Source organism: Streptomyces sp. NPDC002888, from assembly GCF_042888465.1.
In the GTDB taxonomy this organism is placed as follows: domain Bacteria; phylum Actinomycetota; class Actinomycetes; order Streptomycetales; family Streptomycetaceae; genus Streptomyces.
Map to the genome: position 1 here is coordinate 111,830 of NZ_JBIAPU010000011.1, position 23,923 is coordinate 135,752.

The 23,923-nt window shown below is 74.0% G+C and carries 12 protein-coding genes; 9 read left to right on the plus strand and 3 right to left on the minus strand.

The window, feature by feature from the left end; genetic code table 11:
* Positions 1-64 precede the first annotated feature (64 nt).
* The 6 genes from ACFYWX_RS19600 to ACFYWX_RS19625 all read left to right on the plus strand — a co-directional run bounded on the left by ACFYWX_RS19600 (position 65) and on the right by ACFYWX_RS19625 (position 14,752).
* Positions 65-1,717: a protein kinase gene (locus tag ACFYWX_RS19600; protein WP_389425301.1), complete on the plus strand. Its 1,653-nt coding sequence runs from the start codon at positions 65-67 to the stop codon at positions 1,715-1,717.
* A 119-nt stretch (positions 1,718-1,836) separates the two neighbouring features.
* Positions 1,837-2,691, plus strand: coding sequence for a DUF4132 domain-containing protein (locus ACFYWX_RS19605; protein WP_389425302.1), 855 nt, complete (start codon positions 1,837-1,839; stop codon positions 2,689-2,691).
* Positions 2,688-7,787 carry a hypothetical protein gene (locus tag ACFYWX_RS19610; RefSeq protein ID WP_389425303.1) on the plus strand — a complete coding sequence of 1,700 codons (5,100 nt, stop codon included), beginning with the start codon at positions 2,688-2,690 and terminating at the stop codon, positions 7,785-7,787. The genes ACFYWX_RS19605 and ACFYWX_RS19610 overlap by 4 nt, the downstream gene beginning before the upstream one ends.
* Positions 7,784-8,953 (plus strand): AAA family ATPase, encoded by a 1,170-nt coding sequence (locus ACFYWX_RS19615; protein WP_389425304.1) that lies wholly within the window; start codon positions 7,784-7,786, stop codon positions 8,951-8,953. Before ACFYWX_RS19610 ends, ACFYWX_RS19615 begins: the two co-directional genes overlap by 4 nt.
* A 4-nt stretch (positions 8,954-8,957) precedes the next feature.
* Positions 8,958-12,890 carry a DUF5682 family protein gene (locus tag ACFYWX_RS19620; protein ID WP_389425305.1) on the plus strand — a complete coding sequence of 1,311 codons (3,933 nt, stop codon included), beginning with the start codon at positions 8,958-8,960 and terminating at the stop codon, positions 12,888-12,890.
* Positions 12,887-14,752 (plus strand): hypothetical protein, encoded by a 1,866-nt coding sequence (locus ACFYWX_RS19625; protein ID WP_389425306.1) that lies wholly within the window; start codon positions 12,887-12,889, stop codon positions 14,750-14,752. Before ACFYWX_RS19620 ends, ACFYWX_RS19625 begins: the two co-directional genes overlap by 4 nt.
* Before the next feature lie 30 nt (positions 14,753-14,782).
* Here the strand turns inward: ACFYWX_RS19625 and ACFYWX_RS19630 are convergent, their stop codons facing one another.
* From ACFYWX_RS19630 to ACFYWX_RS19640, 3 genes are all read right to left on the minus strand, one after another.
* Entirely contained in the window at positions 14,783-15,802 is a 1,020-nt protein-coding gene (locus tag ACFYWX_RS19630; RefSeq protein WP_389425307.1) for a sigma-70 family RNA polymerase sigma factor, read from the minus strand.
* Between the two features lie 74 nt (positions 15,803-15,876).
* The gene (locus ACFYWX_RS19635) at positions 15,877-17,646 is read right to left on the minus strand and encodes a glycoside hydrolase family 15 protein (protein ID WP_389425308.1); all 1,770 of its coding nucleotides are present in this window, start codon (positions 17,644-17,646) and stop codon (positions 15,877-15,879) included.
* 199 nt (positions 17,647-17,845) lie between these two features.
* Positions 17,846-18,025 (minus strand): CsbD family protein, encoded by a 180-nt coding sequence (locus tag ACFYWX_RS19640; RefSeq protein ID WP_389425309.1) that lies wholly within the window; start codon positions 18,023-18,025, stop codon positions 17,846-17,848.
* Positions 18,026-18,358: 333 nt separating this feature from the next.
* Between ACFYWX_RS19640 and ACFYWX_RS19645 the strand changes: the two genes are divergently transcribed.
* From ACFYWX_RS19645 to ACFYWX_RS19655, 3 genes are all read left to right on the plus strand, one after another.
* Positions 18,359-19,840 (plus strand): cytochrome P450, encoded by a 1,482-nt coding sequence (locus ACFYWX_RS19645; RefSeq protein WP_389425310.1) that lies wholly within the window; start codon positions 18,359-18,361, stop codon positions 19,838-19,840.
* Complete coding sequence (locus ACFYWX_RS19650; protein WP_389425311.1) at positions 19,824-20,831, plus strand: (-)-alpha-amorphene synthase; 1,008 nt, start codon at positions 19,824-19,826, stop codon at positions 20,829-20,831. Before ACFYWX_RS19645 ends, ACFYWX_RS19650 begins: the two co-directional genes overlap by 17 nt.
* Before the next feature lie 167 nt (positions 20,832-20,998).
* Positions 20,999-23,911 carry an ATP-binding protein gene (locus ACFYWX_RS19655; RefSeq protein ID WP_389425312.1) on the plus strand — a complete coding sequence of 971 codons (2,913 nt, stop codon included), beginning with the start codon at positions 20,999-21,001 and terminating at the stop codon, positions 23,909-23,911.
* Positions 23,912-23,923 lie beyond the last annotated feature (12 nt).

A 23,923-nucleotide genomic window follows, 5' to 3' on the forward strand; every position in this document is an offset into this window, starting at 1 on the left:
GCCCGGGGGCGGCATATGGTGGCGGAACGAAATCGAACGGGGCAGAGTCGTCGGAGGACAGGCGGTGTCGGACGAGGGGCGGCTCGTCGCCGGGCGCTACCGGCTCGTGGAGCTGATCGGCCGTGGCGGCATGGGCACGGTGTGGCGCGCCGACGACGAGGTGCTCGACCGCCGGGTCGCGCTGAAGCAGCTGCACGTACAGCCGCATCTCGCCGACGCCGAGCTCGCCACGCTGTACGAACGCACGCGCCGTGAGGCACGGGCGGCCGCCCGCGTCGTGCATCCGAACGTGGTCGTCGTCCACGACGTCGTGGACGACGACGGGCGGCCCTGCATCGTCATGGAGTACCTGCCGGCCGTCACACTCGGCGAGCTCCTCGAACACGGCCGGACCGTGCCGCCCGAGGAGGCGGCCCGTATCGGCCTCGGGATGGTCGCCGCCCTGCGGGCCGCGCACACCGCCGGAGTGCTGCACCGCGACATCAAGCCCGGCAACGTCATGCTCGGCGCCGGGGACCGGGTGGTGCTCACCGACTTCGGCATCGCCGTGACCGCGGGGTCGTCGACGCTGACCCGGACCGGCGAGATGGTCGGGTCCATCGACTTCATGGCACCCGAACGCATCCGCGGACAGCGCCCGGGGCCCGCCTCGGACCTGTGGGCGCTGGGCGCGACGCTCTACCAGGCGGTCGAGGGGCGGCCGCCGTTCCGCCGGGACACCGCCGTGGAGACGGCGTACGCCATCGTCGTCGACCCGATGGAGCCGATGAAGCGGGCCGGGCCGCTGGAACCGCTCATCGAGGCGCTGCTGTTCAAGGAGCCCGAGGAGCGTCCCTCTGCGGAGCAGACCGAGCGGGCGCTGAAGGCCGCGCGGTCCTCCGCGCAGACGGCAGTACTGGCGCCGGACCCGTTTACGACGGCCACGGCGGTGGGGCGGTCGGCCGAGGAGCCCCAGGGGTGGTCCTCCGGTCGGGCTGCGGGAGGGTGGGCCGACGAGGCCCGGGTGCGGCCGGCCGGCCATGCGCCGGGGCGGGCCTCCGGCGGGGAGCCCGTGCCGTCCGAACACTCCGTCGCGGACAGTGGCCGGGAAGGGCGCCGAGGCCGTCGTCGGGGCCGCGGGCTCGTCCTGGTCGTCGCCGCCGTGGCGGCCGCCACGGCCGTGACCGTCGGCGTGATCCACACCATGTCGCCCTCCGGCGCGCACACGCCCGGTGCCGACACCCACTCGCCCGGCCGCGCCACGGCGTCGTCCTCCCCCACCCCCTCACCGCTGCCGGAGGGCTACCGTTCGGTCAGGGAGGAGCGGTTCGACATCTCCTTCCCCGTGCCCGAGGGGTGGAAGGCGACCAGGCGGAGCGACGACGAGGTCGTCTACTCCGACCCGTCCCGGAAGGCCGGGATCACCATCGGGATGGTCGACCCCGCGGGTTCGAACCCCAAGGACCACTTCACGGACATCGAGACGAACACGAAGGTCAACTACCCGACGTACCGGCGGCTGCGCATGCAGGAGACGCGGTTCCAGGGGCAGCCGGCCGCGGTGTGGGAGTTCACCTTCCATGGGCGGGCCCGAGTGTTTCGCGCCATCGACCTCGGCTTCGGCCGGGAGGGCGGCCGGGAGTACGACATCTACCTGTCGGCGCCCGAGGCCGAGTGGAACACGTACCGGCCCGTCTTCGACAACGTGCGGGACGGGTTCGCCCGACTCGGTGACTGACCCCGGCGCCGACCACGCCCGGGAGGCCGCCGAGGGCCGCTCCACAGGCACCGGGGGCGTTGTCAGTGGCCTGCCCTAGAGTTCCCGTCACTTGATCGCTGCGGTGCGGGGAGGCACGTATGGGGTGGGTGACGGCGGGCGACTACGAGGTGGCCCTCGACAGCGGGAAGGTGGTGAGCCGCAACGCGGCCGGGCGACGGCTGAAGTCGGTTCCGGCCAAACTCGCGGAGGACCCGGCCGTGGTGGGACTGCGCCAGCTCGCCGAGTGGCTGGAACGGCACGAACGGCAGTGCCTGACCGACGTGGAGCGGTGGATGGTGCGCTCCCTCCCGGTGCCTCTCACGGTGATCGCCCGGGTGTGGCCGGACCCGGCCTGGCAGAGCGCTTTGCGCGACCTCGTGGTCACCGGAGTCGACGGCGAGGTCGCGGGATTCCTCCGGGACGCCGACCTCGAGCGCGGACTCGGTCTCGTCGACCTCGACGGAGACACCGTGCGCATCGCCCCCGAACTCGTCCGCCTCCCGCACCCGGTTCTCCTGGACGACCTGGAGGAACTGCGGGAGTTCGCCGTCGAACTCGGCGTCGAGCAGCGCGCCCAGCAGCTCTTCCGCGAGGTCTGGCACCGCCCCGCCGGCCTCGACACGGAGGGCACCTCGGTCGAGGAGTACGCGGGCGGCGCGTTCAAGGAACTGCGCTTCCTGCACGGCAGGACCACCCAGCTCGGCTACCGCGTGCGCGGCGGAAACGCCGTCTGCTCCGTCCGGGAGGACGGCGTCGGCGTCGAGGCCCGGGTCTGGATCGGCGACTACGACAGCTACGAGGAGACCGAGACGGGCCCCTTGATGTGGACCGACACCGCGGGGCGGGTGCTGAAGCTCGGTCAGGTCGGTGCCGTCGCCTGGTCGGAGGGCATGCGCATGGCGGCCGTGCTGTACGCCGGACGCGACATCGAGGACGAGGAGCGGGCGGCATGACCCCGTACGACGACACCACCGCGGCCGCGCTGCTCGACGCGGGCGCCGTCCTCCCCCCGGGCACGACGACCCGCGAGGACGCCGACACGCTCACCGTGCGCACGTACACCCACCCCGCCCTGGACGACCGGCGTGTCGTACGCCTGGTGCCGGGCACCCTCGGTGAGGCGGAGGACCTCGCTCTGGACTTCCTGGGCCTCGGCCGGGCGCCGGAGACCCCCGAGGTCGGGCAGGTCCGCCGGGAGACCCTGGGATTCCCCGCCTGGGCCCTGGTGAACGACCCGGCGAACGGCCACCACGCGCTGACCCTCGTCAAGGACGTCGAACGGCTCGCGCGGCAGGCCAAGTCCCGCCCAGGCACCGCCAAGGACGGCTTCGAGGAACTCGGCGAACGGCTCGGCCGCGCGGTGCCGCACTTCCTGCCGACCTTCTACGAGCAGGCCGCCCGGGTCTTCCTCCAGCACGAGAACACGACCTACGCCGCCGCCTTCTTCGGCAAGGCCCGTGACGCCGAGCGCGTGCACGCCCTGGCCGTCGACGAGGAGCGGCAGCGCGCCGTGTTCCTGGAGTTCGCCTTCGCCGGGGCACTGACGGTCAAGGCGCTCAAGCAACACGTCAAGGACCTCGCCGACCGGCTCGATCCCGCCGAGGCGTGGGCCCAGTTCCGGCAGCTGACCGTGGAGCGCTGCGCGGCGGGCATGCCGCCGTACGCCTCGCTGCCGCAGGACGCGCGCGGGCTGATCAAAGCCGCCGGTCTGGACCGGGTCACCGAGGAGTGCGGCCTCGTCGCCGATCTGATCGCCTCTCCCGCCTCGGTCCGGGCACCCGCCTCCTTCTGGACCGCCTACCGCGCCACCCTCCCCGTCCTCGCCCAACAGCGCCCGGCCGTGCGGGCCCGGCTGCTGGAGATCATGCCGGCGGGGCTGGGCAGCGGCGTGGACAACGACGAACTCTGGCTGGCCCTGCTGGCGGAGAGCGGGGCGGAGCGGCTGCTGACCGATGGGAGTGAGGGCTCCGGTGCCGAGGCCGGCGCGTTCGGCGCCGGGACTGCGGATGCGGGCGTCGGCGCGGACGGTGGCGACGCGGCTCACGGTGCCTTGGCGGTGAGAGGGGGCAACGCCGCGGACTGGCTGAGTCGTTGGGCCGGTTTCCGGAAGCACGGCGCGTCGGTGTCCGACCGGTCCCCGGCGACGCTCGGGCTCGTCGAGCGGATGGCGTCGCGGCTGCGGGCGGACGGTCGGGACGTCGACCTGTTCACCGGCCGCTGGCATGCCGGGGCCGACCTGGACCTGCTGGACCTGTGCGTGGCGGAGGGCATCCCCCTCGCGGTGCCCGACGCCGGGACGGACGTACATCTGGCCCTCGACCGGTGGCTGCGCGACACCCGGGCCGGGCGGCGGGACCTGACGGCCGTCGCGGCGGATCCGCGGTTCCGGCCCCTGCTGCACCACGCGATCGGCACCCTGGGCCGGGACCGGGCGGCCACCGAACTGCTGGAGGAGGTCGCCGCGCACCCCGTGCTCAGTGAGGTGCTGCGCGAGTGGCTGGACGACGCGGCCGGGGAGCTCACCGCGGCGGTGGGCCTGCCCGCGGCCGGGGCGGCACTGCACCGGCTGCGTCCCTTCCGGCCGGTCGCCGCGCAGGTCAACCCCGAGGCCGTCGCCCGGGTCGCCGCGCACGAGGTCGCGCCGCTGCTCGGCCGCACGCTGCGCGCGGGCATCCTGGACGAGCTGGGCTGGCCCGCCCTCGACGAGGCCCTGCGCCTGCTCGACGACGCGACACGCGACTCCTGTGACAACGAGCTGACCCTGGCCGAGGCCTGGCCGGCGCTGATCCTCGCGCGCGGGCAGAAGGTGGTCGTGATCGGCCCGGACAAGGTGCTGCTCGACCACGACCTGCGCATCCCGGTCCAGCTGGACCGCTGGACGCGCCCGAACTTCCGCTACACCGACGGTGAGCTGCTCGTGGTGTGGCGGCACGACGGCAAGCAGTTCGGCTACTGGTCCGCCCGGCCGGCCGAGGTGTTCGTCCTCGGCGGCGAGCAACTGGCCTACTGGTGGAACGGCCGCGACGCGGGCACCCCCTCCGTCCCGCTGCCCTGCGGCGGCCGCGCCACCGGCGGCCGCACGCTGCACGCCGGGGACACCACCCTGCCGCCCAGTCGCCCCGTCATCGGGGACGGCACCACGCTGTGGCGCCTGGGCAGGCAGGGCCGGCAGTCGGTGTGGCTCGAGTACGACCCCGACACGGGCACGCACGGGCGCGCCTCCCTGCCCGCCTTCCTGCGGTCGGGCATCCGCGAGGACGCGACCCTCGCGCAGGACGACTGCGAGGTCCTGCCCCTGCAACCGGGCCTGGAGCGCAGCCCGTTCGGCACCGACGGCACCGTCCTCGGCCGCTGGGTGCGCACGGAGGGCACGGGAGCCGACACGCGTACGACCACCGGGACACCGGACGGCCGTACCGTCACCCTGCCGGTCGTCCCGGGCCGCACGCGCGGTGTTCCGCTCGGCGCGCTGCGGCTGCCCGGCGGCGCCGAGCCCGTCGCGGCCCTGATGTACCGCCAGGTCGCCCTGTTCGCGGCCGACGACACCTCCGGCACCGGAGAACTCGGCCGGGTGACACCGAACGAGCGGGGCGGGGAGTACGCCGCGGGCACCCCGCTCGTACCGCCGGTCGCCTTCTGGCACGCGCTGCGCCCCCGCGACGAGCGAGCCTCGGCCCTGCTGCGCGCGCTGACGGACGAGCAGGCCGCCGACGTACTGCGCGCCACGGCGTCCGCCCTGGCCGAACGCCAGGCGAAGCTGGCCGCGGCCGGCGGGCCCGCCGCGGCGGCCGCGGCGAACGCCGCCGGCAAGCCCCTCGTGCCGACCACGGACGAGGTCGTCAGGCTCACCGTGGCCCGGTCCCTGCCGGGGCTCACCGAAGACCGGCTGCTCATCGGCGTCAGCACGCTCGTCCGTGCGGCGCTGCGCGTCACCGAGACGGCGACCGCCTTCGCGGCAGCTCCCGTGCAACGGACGCAGCTCGATCCCCGGCGGACGGAGGGGATGTTCGCCGACTACCGTCCCGCGCACGGTGACGACCGCACGCTGCGCGCGGTGGTCGACGGCCTCGCCAACCTGGGCGGTTGGTGGGGCGCTGACCACCAGTGGAGCGTGCTGCGCCAGATCCGGGCCGTGAACCACGTGCTGTCGGGGAAGCCCGCCGACGGCAAGCCGCTGCCAGACCGCGCGCGACTGACCGCCCTCGGCGAGGGGTGGCGAAGTGAGGAGTACACCGTCCCCGGGATCGGCATGGTCTGGCCGTCCGTCCTGGAGACACTGCCGCCGCTCGCCTACCGCGCCACATCGCCGACGCTGTCCGACGCCTCCCGGGAGGCGCTGCTCCTGCTGCTCGATGCGGTCGGCGAAGGGCCGCTCGCCGCGCCCGGGGCGGGCCTGCGCACGGTCATGCTGGGCGAGCCGCACAGCAAGCAGGAGCGGGCCGGTCAGGTGCTGCGCCGGGAGGGCCGCACCGTGGTCGTGCTCGGCTGCCAGCGCATCGACACCACACGGGACCGGATCGTCTGGCTCGCCCTCGACCACGACCCGTCCGGCGCGTTCGGCGCCGTCGCCCACTTCACCCTGGAGAAGGAGACCAGGCACGCGTCGGCGTTCCCCGCCGAGCGGCTCGCCGCCGTCACCCGGCTGGTCCGGGACAAGGGCGCCGCGCCGTGGCGGCCCGAGGCACCGGAGGCGCTCGCCGCCGCGACCGGCGGTGCGCTGGGCCCCGTCCAGGCGACCGTGCTGCTCGCCGCCCGGCCGCAGGATTCCCGTGCCGAGGTGCTCGCCGAGATCGGGCTGAAGCCGCGTCAACTGGAGTTCGGCGACGGCATGCTGGGCTCGCTCCGTACGGCGGACCGGGCCGCGCTCATCGAGGCGCTGCTGCCCGACGAGCCGGCCGACCTGTGGACGAGCGGACCGGACACGCAGGCCGCGGGCCGGGTGTGGGCCGAGCGCCTCGGTTCGTTCGTGCGGCTGCCCGAGGACGTCGCCGGTGACCTCGCCGGTGTGCAGGTCACGTCCGCGGAGGCCGTGCTCAACCCCGGGCGCACCCCGTGGATCAGCCGCACGACGGTCCAACGGCCCGACAAGGACGGCAACCTCGTCCCCGAGGACGCCCGGGCCCTCCCCGGACGGTACGACCTGACCGCCGCCGTGGGAGCCCTGGCCGCGCTCGCCTACGCCCTGCCCTTCGGCCACCCCCTGCGTGCCGCCCTGCCGGACGGCCTCGCCGCCCTGCGCCGCCGCGTCGCCGACCCGGGACTGCTGCTCGACCTGGACGTGGCGTGGACGGAGAAGGGCGGGCCGACCGCCGCCGAGATCCGCAAGGCGTACGGGCTGCCGGCCGCGGGAGGTGCCGACGCGCACGGCCTGACACCCGTCGGCGAAGCGCTCGTGCTGCGCCCCTGGCACGGTGACAACGAGACCGTCCTGGTCCGCCCGGCGGCCCTCACCGGGCCGGACGACGCCGTGTTCGGGCTCGTGGAAGGGCTCGTCGGGCCCTTGCGGGGCAGCGGGCTGCGGGCGCTGCGCAGGATCCTCGGCGACGACCTCGCCCGGGCCCTCGCGGCCGGGACCCACCCCGAAGGGCCCGTCGGCCACGCCCAGGACCCCACCGTCAGCGCGCCCGCGCTCGTCGGCGAGGTCGCCGCGTCCCACGGTCTGAGCGAGGACGCGGCGGCGCTCTACCTGCAACTGCTGGCTCTTCCCGATCCGACGGACCGCAACTGCGCCCGCTGGACCGGCTGGAAGCCCGCCCGCCTGAAGAAGGCCCGCGCCGAACTCGCCGCGACCGACCTGGTCGTCGAGGCCAAGCGGCCCCGCGCGGGGCGCACCCTCTTCCTGCCGTGTGGCTGGCGCGACCTCAAGGCCCCCGCGCTGCCGGTGGAAACCTGGAAGGAAGGCCTCTACCCGGTCACCGGCTCCTCGCGCCCCGTCCCCCTGCTCCCGGTCGCCGAGCTGTTCACCCGCGCCTGGGACCGCGTCCGCTCCGGCGACGCCCCCGCCTACGAAGAGCTCACCACCCGCGCCACCCGGAAGGGCCGCCGATGACCACCGCCCTCGTTCCAGACCCCGTACGTCAGATCGTGCCGCCCGAGGACCGGCACGCCGTTGAGCTCGCCTTCCTCGCCGCGTACGACGACGGGCCGCGTCCGCCCGCCTGGCGGCTCACGCCGCGTGCCGTCGTCACGTTCGTCATGGGGAGCGACGGGCAGGCGCTCCGGCTGCCCGACGACGCGGAGGTGCCCGACGGCGTGCCGCGCCGGCTCGTGGTGGAGGGCAAGTTCGTCGGCGATCGTGCGCTGGTCGAGCGGTGCGTCGTCACCCTCGCCGGTGAGCGCGGCCTGCTGCTCGTCGGTGAGCCCGGCACCGCCAAGTCCATGCTCTCCGAACTGTTGTCCGCCGCGGTGTGCGGCACCAGCGGCCTGGTCGTCCAGGGCACGGCGGGGACGACCGAGGACCAGCTCAAGTACGGCTGGAACTACGCCCTGTTGCTGGCCCAGGGGCCCAGTCGGCAGGCGCTCGTGCCCTCTCCGGTGCTCACCGCCATGGCCCGGGGCGCGATCGCCCGGGTCGAGGAGGTCACCCGCTGTCTGCCCGAAGTCCAGGACTCCCTGGTCTCGCTGCTGTCGGAGCGGCGGATCGCCGTCCCCGAACTGGCGGGCACCGAGGACGCCCTGGCGCACGCCGCACCTGGCTTCAACCTCGTCGCGACGGCCAACCTGCGCGACAAGGGCGTCTCCGAGATGTCCGCCGCGCTCAAGCGCCGCTTCAACTTCGAGACCGTCGGCCCCATCGGGGACCTCGACGCCGAGACCGCGCTGGTACGCAGCCAGGCGCGGGCCGCCGTCGAGCGGTCCGGGGCGGCCTTCCGGGTCGACGACGCCGTGCTCGAAGCCCTCGTCACCGCCTTCCGCGACCTGCGGGAGGGCAGGTCCAGCGAGGGCTGGGAGGTCGAGCGGCCCTCCACGGTGATGAGCACCGCGGAGGCCGTCGCCGTCGCGGGCGCGCTGGGGCTCGCGGCGGCGTACTTCCCCGGCGACCGCGACGTGCTCGGGCTGCTCCCCGGGCACCTCCTCGGCGTCGTCCGCAAGGACGACCCCGCCGACGCGGCCCGGCTGCGCGGCTACTGGGACGGTCCCGTCCGGCGCCGCGCCGAACAGGGCTCGGCCACCTGGCGCACCCTGTGGGACCTGCGCACGGTCCTGGAGAGCTGAGGCCATGTCCCACTCCTCCCTCTCCCCCGAGGCCCCCGAGGAAGCCGTCGCGCTGCTCACCGACCCGGCAGGGCCCTACCTCATCGGCGTACGGCACCACGCGCCCTCCCTCGCCGCGGCCGTGCCCGCGCTGCTGGACGAGGCGAAGCCGGACGTGCTGCTCGTCGAGCTCCCCGCGGAGATGCAGGAGTGGCTGCCCTGGCTCGCCCACGAGGAGACACGGGCGCCGGTCGCCCTCGCCGCCGCCCCCGGCGCCGGGGGTGCCGGCAGGGGTGGCGGTCCGGCCTTCTATCCCTTCGCCGACTTCTCGCCCGAACTCGCCGCCGTACGGTGGGCGGCTCGGTGTGGGGTGCCGGTGGTCGCCTGTGACCTGCCGCTCGCCGACCGGGCGTGGGGGGAGGAACGGCAGGCCCCGGGTCGGGTGGGCGAGGTTCTGCGCCTGTCCGACGCCCTGCGGGTTCGGCTCACGGGGCGTCCCGGGGACGATCTGTGGGATCGGCTCGTCGAGGCGACCGCTCCGGGGTCTCCGGTCGAGGCGTTGCGGCGGGCGGCGCTGCTCACCGGATGGGCGCTGCGGGAGGACGCGGTCGCGTCGGGGGGAGTGCCCGAGCTGGATCTGCGGCGGGAGCGGTGGATGCGGGCACGGCTGGCCGCCGCCACCGCGAACGGGGAGCGGGCCGCCATGGTGGTGGGGGCGTTCCATGCGCCGGCGCTGACCGGGGGTGGGGGGAAGGAGGAGTCCGACGCCCTCGGCGCCCCTGCCGACGCCGATCGGCCCGTCTGGACGACCTCGCTCATTCCCTACACGTACGCGCTCCTCGACGAGCGGTCCGGTTACCCGGCGGGCATCCGGGATCCGGAGTGGCAGCACATGGTGCTGGAGGCGGCGGGCGATCCGGCCGCGCTGGAGGAGGCCCTGACCCGGGCGGCCGTGCGGGTGTGCGCGGAGCTGCGGGCTCTGGGCCATCCGTCCGGGCCTGCCGACGCCCGCGAGATCACCCGGCTCGCCGGAGACCTGGCCCGGCTGCGGGGGTTGCCCGCGGCCGGGCGTGGCGAGTTGGTCGAGGCCGTGCAGACGGTGCTGGCGCAGGGCGAACCGTACGGGAGGGGGCGGGCCGTCGCGCGGGCGATGGAGCGGGTCCTCGTCGGCACGCGCGGAGGCCGGCCCGCGCCGGGCGCTCCCCGCAGTGGTCTCGCCCCGGCGGTCGAGGCGGAGGTGGCGGAGCTGGGGCTGCCCGGGCCGGCGGACCGCGGTGCCGACGCGAGCCGGGATCTGCGGCTGGACCCGCTGCGTTCCGATCTCGACCGGCGGCGCGAGCTGCTGCTGCGCAGGCTGACCGTGTGCGGGGTGCCGTACGCGGAGGCCAAGGAGGTCGCCGGCGCGGGTGGTGCGGAGGCGCTCACCTCGCGCTGGGAGGTGAGCTGGACGCCCGCCACGGCGGCCATGCTGGCCGCGGCCGGCGTGCGGGGAGTCACCCCCGCCCAGGCGGCGGAAGGCGTGCTGCGCGAACGGCGGCGCATGGCGGGGGACGAGGGTGGGCCCACGGCGGCGCAGGCCCTGCGAGGGCTTCAGGAGGCGGCGGAGTGCGGGCTGCCCGAGCTGGCGGACGAGCGGATCGCCGACGTCGCCGAGGTGTTGCCACCGTCCGGCACGCTGTCCGAACTCCTCGCCGGTCTCTCGCTGTTGGACCGGCTGAGGGCCGGTCATATCGCCGGGCTCGGTGCGGACGAGGAGCGCACCGACAGGGCCGCCGACGTGGCCGAGCTGCTCACCGCCGCCGCGGTGCGCCAGGTGGACGGCCTGACCGGATCCGAGGACCCGGCGGACGCCCACGCCCTGCTCGAACTCGCCCACCGTGCCGACCTCCAGGGCGGCCTGCGGCTCACCGACGCCCTCGCCCGGCTGGCCGCCGGCGGCTCGCCCCTGATGCGGGGCGCCGCCGGAGCCGTACGGGTGCTGCTCGGGCACGAGGACGCCGAGGTGCTCGGCGGGCGTGTCGCGTCCTGGGTCGACGGGGCCTGGGACGCAGAGTCCCGGTCCGCTCTCGCCGCGCGGCTCACCGGACTGCTCACCGCCGCGGGCCCGCTCCTCGAGGCGGCGGCCCCCGCGCTGGAACCGCTCCTCGGCCGGGTGTCGGAACTGCCCGACCGAGCCTTCCTCGAACGGCTCCCCGCGCTGCGGGGCGGCTTCGACACGCTGAGCCCCGCGGCCCGGGACCGACTCCTCGCCATGGTCGAGGAACGCCTCTCCCCCACCCGGCCCCTGTCCGACACGGGCGGCGTAGACCCCACCACCCTCGCCGGCTGGACCCGGGCGGACCTCGCGGCCCGGGCCGCCCTCCAGCGAATGGGGCTGATGCCGTCGCCTCGGGGGCACGGTGATCCCGGCTCGGGCCCGACGCCCGCCGAACACGGCGCCGACGGGGCTGAGCAACCCCGGTCCGACTCCGGCGCCTCCGGCTCGGCTGCCGGCTCGGCTGCCGGATCGGATGCCGGCGTCGGGTCGGGCTCACGGCCCGGGCCGGGGTGCCCGGCCGAGCTGGGCTCGGGTTCCGGTGTCGGGTCGGGGTCGCACTTCGTCTCGGGCTCGGGCGTCGGCTCAGGTGACGGCTCCCACTCCGGCTCCGGCGACGGCTCCAGCTCCAGCTCAGGCGACGGCTCCGGCTCCGGCTCCGGCTCCGGCGACGGCTCCAGCTCCAGCTCCAGCTCCAGCTCCAGCTCCAGCTCCAGCTCAGGCGACGGCTCCGGCTCCGGCTCCGGCTCCGGCTCCGGCTCATCCAACTCCGACACGGGGCCCGGCGTCGGCTCCGACTCCGCCCCCCAAGAGCACCACCTCGCCCCCGCCGACCGCTGGCGCCTCCTCCTCGGCCGTCGTGCCGACCGACTGCCGCCGTCCGCGGCCGCGCTGGCCACAGCGCTGGACGAGTTGTACGGCAACGGCCGTGGCGAAGGCAGCAGGGGTGGGTCGGCCGGGCCGGGGGCCGGGGGTGGCCGGGAGGCGCCGTATCCCGGTGTGCGGGAGTGGTCGCAGGAGCTGGCGGCGCTGTTCGGGCCGGGGGTCCGGGAGGAGGTGCTGGCGGCGGCCGCCGCGGCGGGACGCAGGGACGTGCTCGCCGAGCTGGACCCGGACAGCGTGCGGCCCTCCGTCGACCTGCTGCGGACGGTGCTGCGGCACGCGGGCGGCCTGCCCGAGGCACGGCTCGCCGCGCTGCGTCCGCTGGTGCGGCGCCTGGTCGAGGCACTGACCCGGGAGCTGGCCACCCGGTTGCGTCCCGCGCTGCACGGCACGGCCCTGCCCCGCCCCAGCCGGCGGCCGGGCGGCGGGCTCGACCTGCCCCGCACCCTGCGCGCCAACCTGGCGACCGCCCGCCGGGGCCCCGACGGCAGGGTCCAGGTCATCCCCGAGCACCCGGTCTTCCGTACGCGCGCCCGGCGTGCCGCCGACTGGCGGCTGATCCTGGTGACCGACGTGTCGGGGTCCATGGAGGCGTCCACGGTGTGGGCGGCTCTCACGGCCTCGGTGCTGGCCGGGGTGCCCACGCTGTCCACGCACTTCCTGGCCTTCTCCACCGAGGTCATCGATCTCACCGGTCATGTCGACGACCCGCTGTCGCTGCTGCTCGAGGTCAGCGTGGGCGGCGGGACCCACATCGCCGCGGGTCTGCGACACGCCCGCGAACTCGTCACCGTGCCGTCCCGCACCCTCGTCGTGGTCGTGAGCGACTTCGAGGAGGGCTATCCGCTCGGCGGGCTGCTCGCGGAGGTCCGTGCCCTGGTGGGGTCCGGCTGTCACGTCCTGGGCTGCGCGAGCCTCGACGACTCGGGCCGCCCCCGGTACTCCACCGGCGTGGCGGGACAGCTCGTCGCCGCGGGGATGCCGGTCGCCGCCCTCAGCCCGCTCGAACTCGCCCGCTGGGTAGGGGAGAAGATCGCATGAGCCCGCAGCTTCCTCCGGTCGCGCCGTCCGTGACCGCCGAACTCGTCGGGGCGCTGTCGCCCCGGCTCCGCAAGCGGCTCGACGCGGGCATCGCCAAGCTGGCGGGCCGGCCGGTGGTCGTCGACGGCGACACCGTGCGCCTCGCCCTCGACGACGAAACAGACCTCGAACTGCACGCCCCCGGCGGCGCCGTGACCAGCGCGGACGCCATCCGCTGCGGCTGTCTCCTCGCCCCCGACTGCCTGCACCGCGCCGCCGCGGCGTCGGCCGCCCCGATCGCCGAAGCGGCGACACTGATCACCGGTCCCCAAGCCGACACCGATCCCGAAGCCGAAGCCGACACCGATCCCGAAGCCGACACCGGTCCCGAAGCCACAACCGACCGCCCACTGGCAGCCGATTCCGATCCGGCTGCCCGGTCCGACGCCACCTCCACCGCCACCAACGTCCCCGCTTCCGCCCCAGCCGAAGCACCTCCGGCCGCCCCCGACGCCCCGACCCCCACCCAGCACGCCGCCGCCCGTGCCGTCCACGACGCCACGGCCGCCGTGTTCGAGGCCGGGACGGACGGCGCCGGGGCCGTCCTCCAGGCGGAGCTGCTCCGTGCGGCGCACACCGCGCGGCTCGCGGGGCTGCCGAGGGTGGCCGCGTCGGCGGTGTCCGTGGTGACCGGGCTGCGGGCGGCCCGCTCCGCCGATCCTGCGTACCGCCTCACCGACCTGGTCGCCGCGGTGCGCGAGCTGCTGGGCGCCGCCCACCGTCTCCCGTATGCCACCGGGCCGGAACTGGCCGCCCTGCGCGGCACGGCACGGCAGCCGTACACCCTGGACGGGTCGCTGCGCCTGTACGGGCTCTTCTCCGAGCCCGTCCTCACGGCGACCGGATACGCGGGCGCCGTCACCTGGACCGCCGACGCCGACGGCCGGCTCTACACCGTTTCCGACGTGGCCCCGGGCGGCTCCGGCCGGGCCGTGGGCGCGGCCGACCGGGCCGTCCGCATCGGCGACACGGCCCTGACGCACCGCGAGCTGTCGCGCGCCGGACTCGCCGTCTCCGGCGCCACCGTCTCGCCGACGGGCCGACTGGGCGCGGGAGCGGGCGTACGGGCGGTGCGGGCGTCCGGCGCCGCCTGGCGGGGCGAGCCCCTCGACCGTCTGTGGGCGGTGCCCGTCGCCGAGCAGGTTTCGCGTGCGCTGACCGACGGCGGTCACGGCCTGCTCTTCCTCGACGTCACCCTCATCGGCACGGTGCGCGAGGCCGCGGGCGACTGTCTGCTCGCCGACTGTGGCGGTCTGACGCTGCGTCTGGCCGCCGCCCACGACGACCCCGCGCTGCCCCACCGCGACAACCTCCGTCTGCTCGCGGCCGCCGCGGGCACCCGGCTCCGTGTGGTCGCCCGTCTCACCCCGGCCCCGCTCCCCCGCGCCCTGCTCCTCGCCGGCGACCACCCCACGGACCCCGAGAGCCGCCTCGATCTCGGCCTCGACCGTCTCCGGCACGCGGACCTGCCCGCCTCGTCGGGGCTGCCGTCCGCCGACGCCCTGCCCCCGTCGGACGAAGCCCCGCTGCACCTCCTGCGCCGCCGCGTCCATCAGGCCGTCTCCGGGGGCCGCCGGGTGCTGGCCTTCCCCGGGAGCGGCGCCCACGACAGCAGGCGCCTGCGCGTGTACGGTTTCGCGACGGCCGGGGACCTCCTCGACGAGTTGCACGCCGCTGCCGCGGACCGTGCCCGGGACACCTTCGGCCGTCTTCTGCCGGCGGACACCGACCGGTTCGCCCGTGCCTGGCTCGCCGCCGCGCTCTACACCGACGAGGTGGACCGTGCGCTGTGCGCCGCCGCGTGGGGTGCGGACCTGGGGTAGCCCTCACCGCTTGCGGTGTGAGGCAGGGAGTCAGCTCGCCCAGGCCAGCAGGCGCTCCCGGGTGTCGGGCGCCCGTAGTCGCGCGAGGGACTCCTTCTCCAGCTGGCGGACGCGCTCGCGCGTCAGGCCGACCTGCTGGGCGACCTCCTGCAGCGTGCGCGGCCGGCCGTCGTGCAGGCCGTAGCGCAGGCTGAGGATCATGGCCTCGCGGGGCGCGAGCGTGCCGACGGCCTCATGCAGCTCCTCCGCCAGGGCCTGGTACTCGGCGACCTCCGGGGCCTGCAGTACCTCCGTGTCGGCGATGAGGTCGCCGACGACGGTCTCGCCGGTCTCGTCCACCGGCGTGTCCAGGCTGAGCGCGTCCCGTCCGACGCGGCGCAGCCAGGCGACCCTGTCCGCGGCGAAGCCGCTCTCGGCGGCCACCTCCTCGACGGAGGGCTCGCGTCCCAGGCCGAGCTGCAGCCGCCGTTCGATCTTGGCGAGCTTCTGGAGCTGTTCCACGACGTGCATCGGCAGGCGCACCGTGCGGGCGTGCGCCGCGAGGCCCCGCTCGATGGCCTGGCGGATCCACCAGGTGGCGTACGTGGAGAACTTGAACCCCTTGGTGTGGTCGAACTTCTCCACCGCCCGGATCAGCCCCAGGTTGCCCTCCTGGATGACGTCGAGCAGCGGCAGGCCCCGGTGGGCGTGCCGCTTGGCCATCGACACCACGAGCCGCAGGTTGGCGCGGACCATGTGGTCCTTGGCCGCGAGCCCGTCCCGGGTGGTCCCCTCCAGCTCCCGGCGCCGATCCGACGGCAGGTCCCGCCCCTCGGTGTCGGCCTGCTCCAGTTCCTCCATGGCGTGCACGCCGGCCTCGATGCGCTGGGCGAGCCGCACCTCGTCCTCCGCGGTGAGCAGTGGTGTCGCCGCGATCTGCGCCAGGTACTGGCCCAGTAGGTCCGGTTCCTCGTCGGGCTCGGGTATCCGGCTGCGCAGCCGCGCGGTGCGGGCGGAAGCGCGTCGGTCCTCCCAGTGGCCCGCTGTGACTGCCTGTGCCAGGGGAGACATGTTTGGGTTCCTCCGTCCCCTCCTCGTGCTCGTGCGAAAAAGCACGGGTACCCGGGGAGCACCGGGCGAACCGGTCAGGCCCTGCCGTATCGGGGGCCGCTGTCCGGCGTCCGGCCGAGTCGTACCGCGCTCTCGAGGAGCAGGGCGTGGACGAAGGCCTGCGGGAGGTTGCCGCGCAGCCGGCGCTGGGCGACGTCGAACTCCTCGGCGTACAGGCCCGAGGCGCCGCAGGCCCCGCGGTTGCGTTCGAACCAGCGGTGCGCCGCGACGGTCCGGCCCTCCTGGTGCTCGGCCAGGGCCATGACGAAACCGCACATGACGAACGCGCCCTCGGCGTCTTCCAGAGGGCGGCCGTCATGGCGGAAGCGGTAGATGAAGTGGTCCTGGGTCAGGTCGCGGCGGCAGACGTCGAGGGTGGCGCGGGTGCGTACGTCCCCTGCGGGCAGCGCGCCCCGTACGGCGGGCAGCAGCAGGGCGGCGTCCACCGCGGGGTCGTCGGGGCTGCGCCGCCAGTGCCCGTCGGGGTGGACGCAGGTGCGCGCGGTTTCGGTGAGGACGGTGTCGGCCAGGCGGGCGCAGGTGTCGGCGAGCGGGTGGCGGGGGGCCGCGGTGGCCATCGCGCGCAGTCCGGCGACGCAGGCCAGTCTGCTGTGCGTCCACCAGCGGTCGCCCAGCTCCCAGATGCCGGCGTCCGGTTCCCCCCTGCGCTCGGCGATGGCACGCACCGCGAGGTCGGCGGCCCGCCAGTGGTCGGCGTCGAGGCGGTCGTGGTGTGCGGCCGCGGCGAACAGTTGCAGGGCCTCGCCGAAGCAGTCGAGCTGGAACTGGCGGTTCACCCGGTTGCCGACACGGTCGAAGCCGCCGGGGTAGCCGGGCAGGTCCAGCTCTCGCTGTTCGGGGACGGGGCCGCCGTGGACGGTGTAGGCGGGGGCCAGACGCGGGCCGTCGTCGTTGAGCCGTGCGGAGACGAAGCGGACGGCGTCGTCCAGCAGGTCGTGCGCCCCCACGGCCGCGGCGGCCTGGCCTGCGTAGCTCTGGTCTCGGATCCACACGTACCGGTAGTCGTAGTTGCGGCCCTCCTCGGCGCGCTCGGGCAGGCTGGTGGTGGCGGCCGCGACCATGCCTCCGCCTTGGCCCGTCATGCCGCGCAGCACGGCGTACGACCGTCGCGCGTCGCCGACGGCGATGGTGTTCTCCAGACCGGGCACCGTCTTCCGCCACGCGGTCTCGGTCGCCTCCCATGCCTGGTCGGGGTGCGGCCGCTCGCGCGGCAGCTCGGTGGCGGAGTGGGAGCATTCGAGGACCAGGTCGTGGCGCTCTCCCGGCTTCAGCGCGAGGACTGCGGTCAGGCCCTGCTCCCCTACGACGGCGGCGCCCGCGCCCTGCCAGCGCAGCCGGAGGTCGCCGGTGCGCAGGTGCCACACGCCGTCGTCGTCCCGGTGGGCGGAGGTGGGCTCCCTGCCGTATCCGGCGTGCGGGTCGAGGACGACTGCCAGGTGGGCGGGGCCGTCGACGGCGCGCAGTTGGCGCAGGAGGACGAGACGGTCGGGGTCGCCGGGGAAGGCCAGTGCCTCCCGGCACTCGACGATGCCGTCGCCGGTGATCCAGCGGCTGCGCCAGATGAGGGTGCCTTCTTCGTAGTAGCCGCCGAAGACGTACCGGCCCTTGGGGGTGACGGCGTAGGCACCGCGGCCGCCGATCAGTGCGGCGAAGAGCGCGTCGTCGTGCCAGGTGGGGGCGCACAGCCAGCCGATGGCGCCGTCCGGTCCGATCAGCGCGCCGCGCTCCCCGTCGGCCAGCAGCGCGTAGTCGTGCAGCGCGTGTGGCTGAAAGGGGGTGCTCATGGCTGTCGGCCTTCCGTCTGCGCTCTGGGGAGGGGACGGGTACCCGGAGATCGCGGAAGGCAACGGGGGCGCTGGGCACTGGGGGGCACCGGGGGTGCTGGGGGCGCTGGGGAGCGGATCCGCCGGATGCGGCGCAGGGATGGCCGGGTGGTCCCCCAGCCGCGTCTCGCCGACCGGCGGTCCGCTTGTCGCGCGTCGGTCAGGTGCGGTCGCGCCTTTCGGAGCGGGCGGTCTCCTGGGCCTTGCCCATGGTCTTCTTGGCCTCGCCGCGCGCCTGGTCGAGGTGGCCCTCGGCCTCCTTCTCGCGGTCGCCGGTGACCTTGCCGGTCATTTCCTTGGCCTTGCCCTTGATCTTGTCCGTGCCACCCTTGCGGGCCATGACTCCTCCTTGGGGGGATGGGTGAGTCGCTTGCCCGCCCAACGTAAGCGGGTGTCGGAGCGGCCGCGCGCTGGAGCGTCACGCGTTGTAGTCGCGGTCGCTCTCTTGCGGGTTGTGGACACGAAAGAGCGCTTGAGTGACAAATGAGAACCGCTGGTCGATGCAATACACACCAAAGGTGGTTCACAGAATGCCCCTTCGTGCTCCCGTGCGCCCCGGCGTAGAGATGATTCGGGCAACCGACGGGAGGTTGAACTGGGCAGTACATGACTCAAACGCAAGTCGGTGGAACAGCCACTGATTTCGTGTGTCGACTGAGGCAGGTGGTATTCGATGAACGGTGCCGCACCTGAAAAAGAGCGAGCCTGGACGGTGGGTACTGCACCAGGCATATTCCCCTTCATCGGTCACGGTATCGCTTTGTTCCGCCATCCGCTGGATTTTCTCAATTCCTTGCCGGATCACGGCGATCTGGTCGAGATACGCCTGGGCCCCCTGCGCGCCTGGATGGCGTGTCACCCGGAGCTGGTCCACCAACTCCTCATGGACACGCGCACCTTCGACAAGGGGGGCCCGCTGTACGACAGGCTGCGCCCGCTGATGGGCAACGGCCTCGTCACCTGCCGTCATGACACCTACCGACGGCAGCGCAGGCTGCTGCAACCCGGCTTCCGCCCCTCCCGCATCGCCGACCACACCGAACTGATGGGCCGGGAGACCGAGTCGACGTTCCGTGCGTGGCAGGCGGGTGAACAGGTCGACGTCAGCGCCGAGATGCTGAGCCTGACGACACGGGTGATCAGCCACGTCCTGTTCTCCGACTCCCTCGACAGGTCGACGGCCGCCGAGGTGCGCGACTGCCTCGCCACCATTGTCCGCGGCCTGTTCGCCCGTACGGCCGTGCCGGTCGACGCCCTCTTCCGGGTGCCGACGCCCGCGAACCGGCGCTACCGGCGCGCCGTCGAGCGCGTCCACACGATCGTCGACGCGGTCGTCGCGCAGCGCCGGCGCGACCCGGGGCGCGATGACCGGGACGACCTGCTGGGCACGCTGCTGGGCGCCACGCGCGGCGACGGCGGCACCGCTGAGATCAGCGAACAGGAGGTCCACGACCAGCTTGTCACGTTCCTGCTCACCGGAGCCGAGAGCACCGCCCTGTGCCTCGCGTCCGCCTTCGACCTCCTGGCACGGCACCCGGAGGCCGAGCGCCGGCTGCACGACGAGGTCGACGCCGTGCTCGGCGGACGGCTTCCCGGGCCCGAGGACCTGCCGCACCTCACCTACACCCGGTGCGTCGTCACCGAGACGCTGCGCCACCGCCCGCCCGGCTGGCTCTTCATGCGCCTGACCACGAAGGAGACCGTCCTCGCCGGGCGCCGCCTCCCGGCGGGGTCCACCGTCCTGTACAGCCCCTACCTCCTCCAGCACGACCCCGACTCGTTCCCCGACCCCGAGTACTTCCTCCCCGCCCGCTGGCTGCCGGAGCGGGCCACCGCCGTCCCGCAGGGCGCGATGCTCCCGTTCTCCGCGGGTGGCCGCAAATGCATCGGCGACCGGTTCGCCGTGGCGGAGGCCACGGTGGCCGTCGCGGCCATCGCCGGCCGATGGCGGCTGCGCCATCGCCCCGGATACACCGAACAACTGCGCCCCGCCGCCACGCTGGGCCCGCGTTCGCTGGTGATGACCTGCGAACCGCGTGCTCAGGCTCCGCTCGGCGCGGCATCCCGTGCACGTTCCCTCGCCATCCGAGCAACCGCAGCACCTCGAGTGCAGGACTCCCGAACGGCAGGTGACAACGGTGTCGACGACGCGTGAGGAAATCGCGGTGACCCCGCAGACCGTTCTTTCGGCCGGCAGTCTCAGGGATCTGATCGACGCCGACCTCTACATGCCCTTCCCCTTCCAGTGCAATCGCCACGCGTCCGAGGCCGCGGCGGGCGTCGAGACCTGGTTGCGCCGGTTGGGGCTGACCGACGAACCGGGGGTGGCGACGATGATCGCCCGCACCCGCCCCGCCGAACTCGCCGCCTACAACAGCCCGACCATGGACGCCGAGCTCCTCCAGATCGTCGCGAACCAGATCGCCTACCAGTTCATCTTCGACGACCGCGCGGAGGACGTCGGCCGACGCGACGCGGCCTCACTGCTGCCCATGCTGTGCGAGAGCATCGCCATCCTCCGGGACGGCGAACCGCCCAGCACTCCCCTCGGCGCGGCCCTGGCCGACCTCCACCATCAGGTCCAGGACCGGTGCACCCCCGCCCAGGCGGCGCGCTGGGCGTGGAACAGCCGTGAGTATGTGCACGGGTTGTTGTACGAGGCGGTGGCGCAGGGGCAGTCGGGGGGTGTGCGGACGGGGTTGTGCGAGTCGATTCGTTCGCTCACGGCGGGCATTGAGCCCTTCTACCCGCTGTACGAGGCAGAGCAGGCCTACGAGCTCACGCACCGGGATCTCCATCACCCCGTGATGCGGCGTCTGAGGCGTTTGTCGGTCGACGCCGCGGTGTGGACGGCCGACCTCTTCTCCGCGGTGAAAGAACAGAAAGCGGGGGAAGTGATCAATCTGGCCCTCGCTCACCAGCGTTCACACCGGTGCACGCTGCCGATGGCCATCCGGCTGGCCATTCATCAGATCAACCACGCCATTCGAGAATTCGAGGAGCTCCATGCAGAGATCAGGCCGGAGCTGAGTGCTGCCGGCGTCGGCTACGTGGAAGGGATGGTCGGCTGGATCCGCGGGTGCTACTTCTGGTCCCGCACCGTCCCGCGATACGCCGACACGGCATTGGTATCCGCGTTTCGGTGAGGTAAGCCCGGTGCATGGTAGCCGCAGCTCGCGCAGATGAACCGATCTTGCGGATAATTTCACCCTTCCCTGCCGTCCTCATGCGCTAATACGGCCATCGGGTACCCAGAAGGCATACGCTCGGCGCCCGTCCGCAGGGGGATCAACGACAGGAAGCGGTAGCGCACATGGCACCTGAGCTGCGGCAACCGAACACCGAACACCTTCCGTTGCTCGAGCGCCACGAGGAACTGGGCGCGCTCGACTCCGCCCTGGCCGACCTCCGGGGCGCCGTCGACGGCGTGCCGACCGTGTCGTACGGCGGGCTCCTCGCCTTCGCCGGCTCGGCCGGACTGGGGAAGACCACCCTCATCACGACGGCGCGCTCCCGGGCCGCCGCACACGGGTTCACCGTGTTCTCGGGCAAGGGTGGCGAGCAGGAGCAGGGGCTGGCGTTCCGCGTGGTCCGCCAGCTCCTGCAGCCGAGCCTGGCCGCGATGGACGAGCCGGAGCGTCGGGACTTCCTGGGAAGTTGGTACGACATCGTCGCCACCGCGCTCGGTCTGGAGGCCGCGGACACCGCCCATGTGCCGGACCCGACAGGCGTGCGCGTCGGCCTGGACTGGGTCATGACGCGCCTGACGATGATGAAGAAGCCCGTCGTGCTGCTCCTGGACGACCTGCACTGGGCCGACGCCGAGTCCCTGAGCTGGCTCGCCTCTTTCGCACCGCGGGCCGCGGACCTCCCGCTCCTGATCGTCGTCGCCTACCGGCCGGACGAACTGCCGCCCGAGGCGAGCGGCCTCCGCACGCTGATGGAGGGCCATGGCAACCGTCCGCTGGCTCTGGAGCCGCTCAGCGCCGACGCCGTGGCACGGATCGTCCGGGCCGAGGTCGGGGAGGAAGCCGAGGACGGCTTCTGCGACGAATGCTGGCGGGCGACCTGCGGAAGTCCGTTCGAGACCGTCGAACTCGCCATCCGACTCGGCGAACGGCATGTGAAGGGCCTCCAGCACGAGTTGCCCGTGATGAGGGGCCTCGCTGCGGCGGTCAAGGGACCCGGACTGATCGAGCGCCTGAAGCGACTCGGTGGCCCCACCGTCCGCTTCGCGTGGGCGGCCGCTGTGCTGGGTGAGTCCATCTCACCGGAGCTCGCGGCCAGCCTCGCGGTGATCGGCAGCGAGGACGCCGCCGAGGCGACCGAGAAGCTGCGCGCCGCCCGGATTCTGGCCGAGAGCAACGGGTTGGGCGGGGGCGGCCTGGAGTTCGCACACCCCCTGATCGCCACCACGATCTACCGGGACATCTCCTCCACCCTTCGCGTCGGCCTGCACAACGCGGCTGCCGAGGCCGTCCGCGCCGCGGGGTTGGGCCCGACAGCCGCGGCCCGACACCTGCTGGAGGTGCCCTGCGACGGAAAGCCCGAGGCGGTCGACTGTCTGCGGGCGGCTGCCCGGGAGTACCTGCGCGCCGGAGCCCCGGAGGCCGCCCGACGCATGCTGACCCGGGCGCTCCAGGAACCGCCCCTGCCGGAGGACCGCGCCGCGATCCTCCACGAACTCGCCTGTTCGACCTTCCTGAGCGAACCCATGGCCACGGTCAGTCATCTCCAGGAAGCGCTGGCGGAGCCGGGAGTCGACCCCGACCTGCGCGCCTCCATCGTCTACCGGCTCGCCCAGGCGCTGGCCCACACCGACCGGTTGGCCGAGGCCGCGGCCGTGGCCGCCGACGAGGCGAAGCAGGCCACCAGCGCGCGCATCAAGCTGCGTATGCAGGCCGATCACTTCGTGTGGAGCGCGTTCCGCACCGACGAGCCGGATTCGCCCGCCCGCTCCCGCAAGCTGGCGCGGATGGCGGGGAAGCTGGCCGGCCGTGGGCTGGAGGAGCGTTACATCCTGGGTCTGCGGGCGTGGGACGCCCTGGTGCGCGGAGAGCCGCGGCGGACCGTCCTGTCGCATGCGGAGGACGCCCTGCGCGGAGGCATGAGCTGGACCGATGAGAACCGGGGCTTCGAGGTACCCGTCTCGGTCGCTTTGACCTTCATGTACTGCGACCAGCCGCGGCGGGCCGAGGAGCTCTTCACCAAGGGCATGGCCGAGTGCGAGGACAAAGGCTGGCGCGGCTCCCATCTGGCCGTCGGCCAGGCCCTCTTCGGCTACATCCGCTACCGGCGAGGTCTGCTGGTGGAGGCAGAGCACTGGGTCAAGGAGGGCCTCGGTACGGCGGACCGCGTGGAGGGCGCCGTACCCGCCCAGTGGTTCGCGATCGGCATCCTCATCCAGACGCTGCTGGCCCGTGGCCGGATCGGCGCCGCGCGTCGGCTCGCCGACAAGTACGGGTACGGCGACGTGGTCCCGAACGCCGTGATCTACCCGGATCCCCGCACGGTGTACGCCGAGCTGCTCCTGGCGGAGGGACGGCTCGCGGAGGCGGAGTGTCTGCTGTCCGCCGTGGGCGACCGGCTGGAGACACGCGCGTGGCGCAACCCCTCCTGGTGCTCCTGGCAGCTGGACCTGGCGTCCGTCCTGGCCCCCACCGATCCGGAGCGGGCGGTGAACCTGGCGCGGGACGCCGCCAAGCGGGCCCGGGACTTCGGGGCGGCCTCCATGATCGGTCAGGCGCTGCACACCGAGGCCGAGGTGACCGGCGGACCGGCGGCGCTCGACCTGCACGCGGAGGCCGTCGAACATCTGGAACGGTCGCCCGCCTCCTACGAGTTGGCCCGTGCACTGGTCGGCCACGGTGCCGCGCTGTCGCGCAACGGCCGGTTGCAGGAGGCCGCCGACCGGCTCTACCAGGGGCTGGAGAGCGCCGTCCACTGCGGTGCCGAGACCCTGGCGTCCCGGGCCAGGGAGGAGCTTTCCGCGGCCGGGCTGCGGCCACTGCCCCTGCGGTACGCCCAGACGGACACGCTCACCGCGCACGAACGCCGAGCCGCCGAGATGACCGCCCAGGGCCACCCGGTGGCGGTGGTCGCCAAGGGCCTGCACATCACCGAGCAGGGAGTGCGCCAGCTGCTCTCCGCCGTCTACCGCAAGATCGGCACGGACGCGGCCGGCCTGGCGGACGCCCTGCAGACGTATCCTCGCCCGCTGCCGTGACCCGGGCGGGCA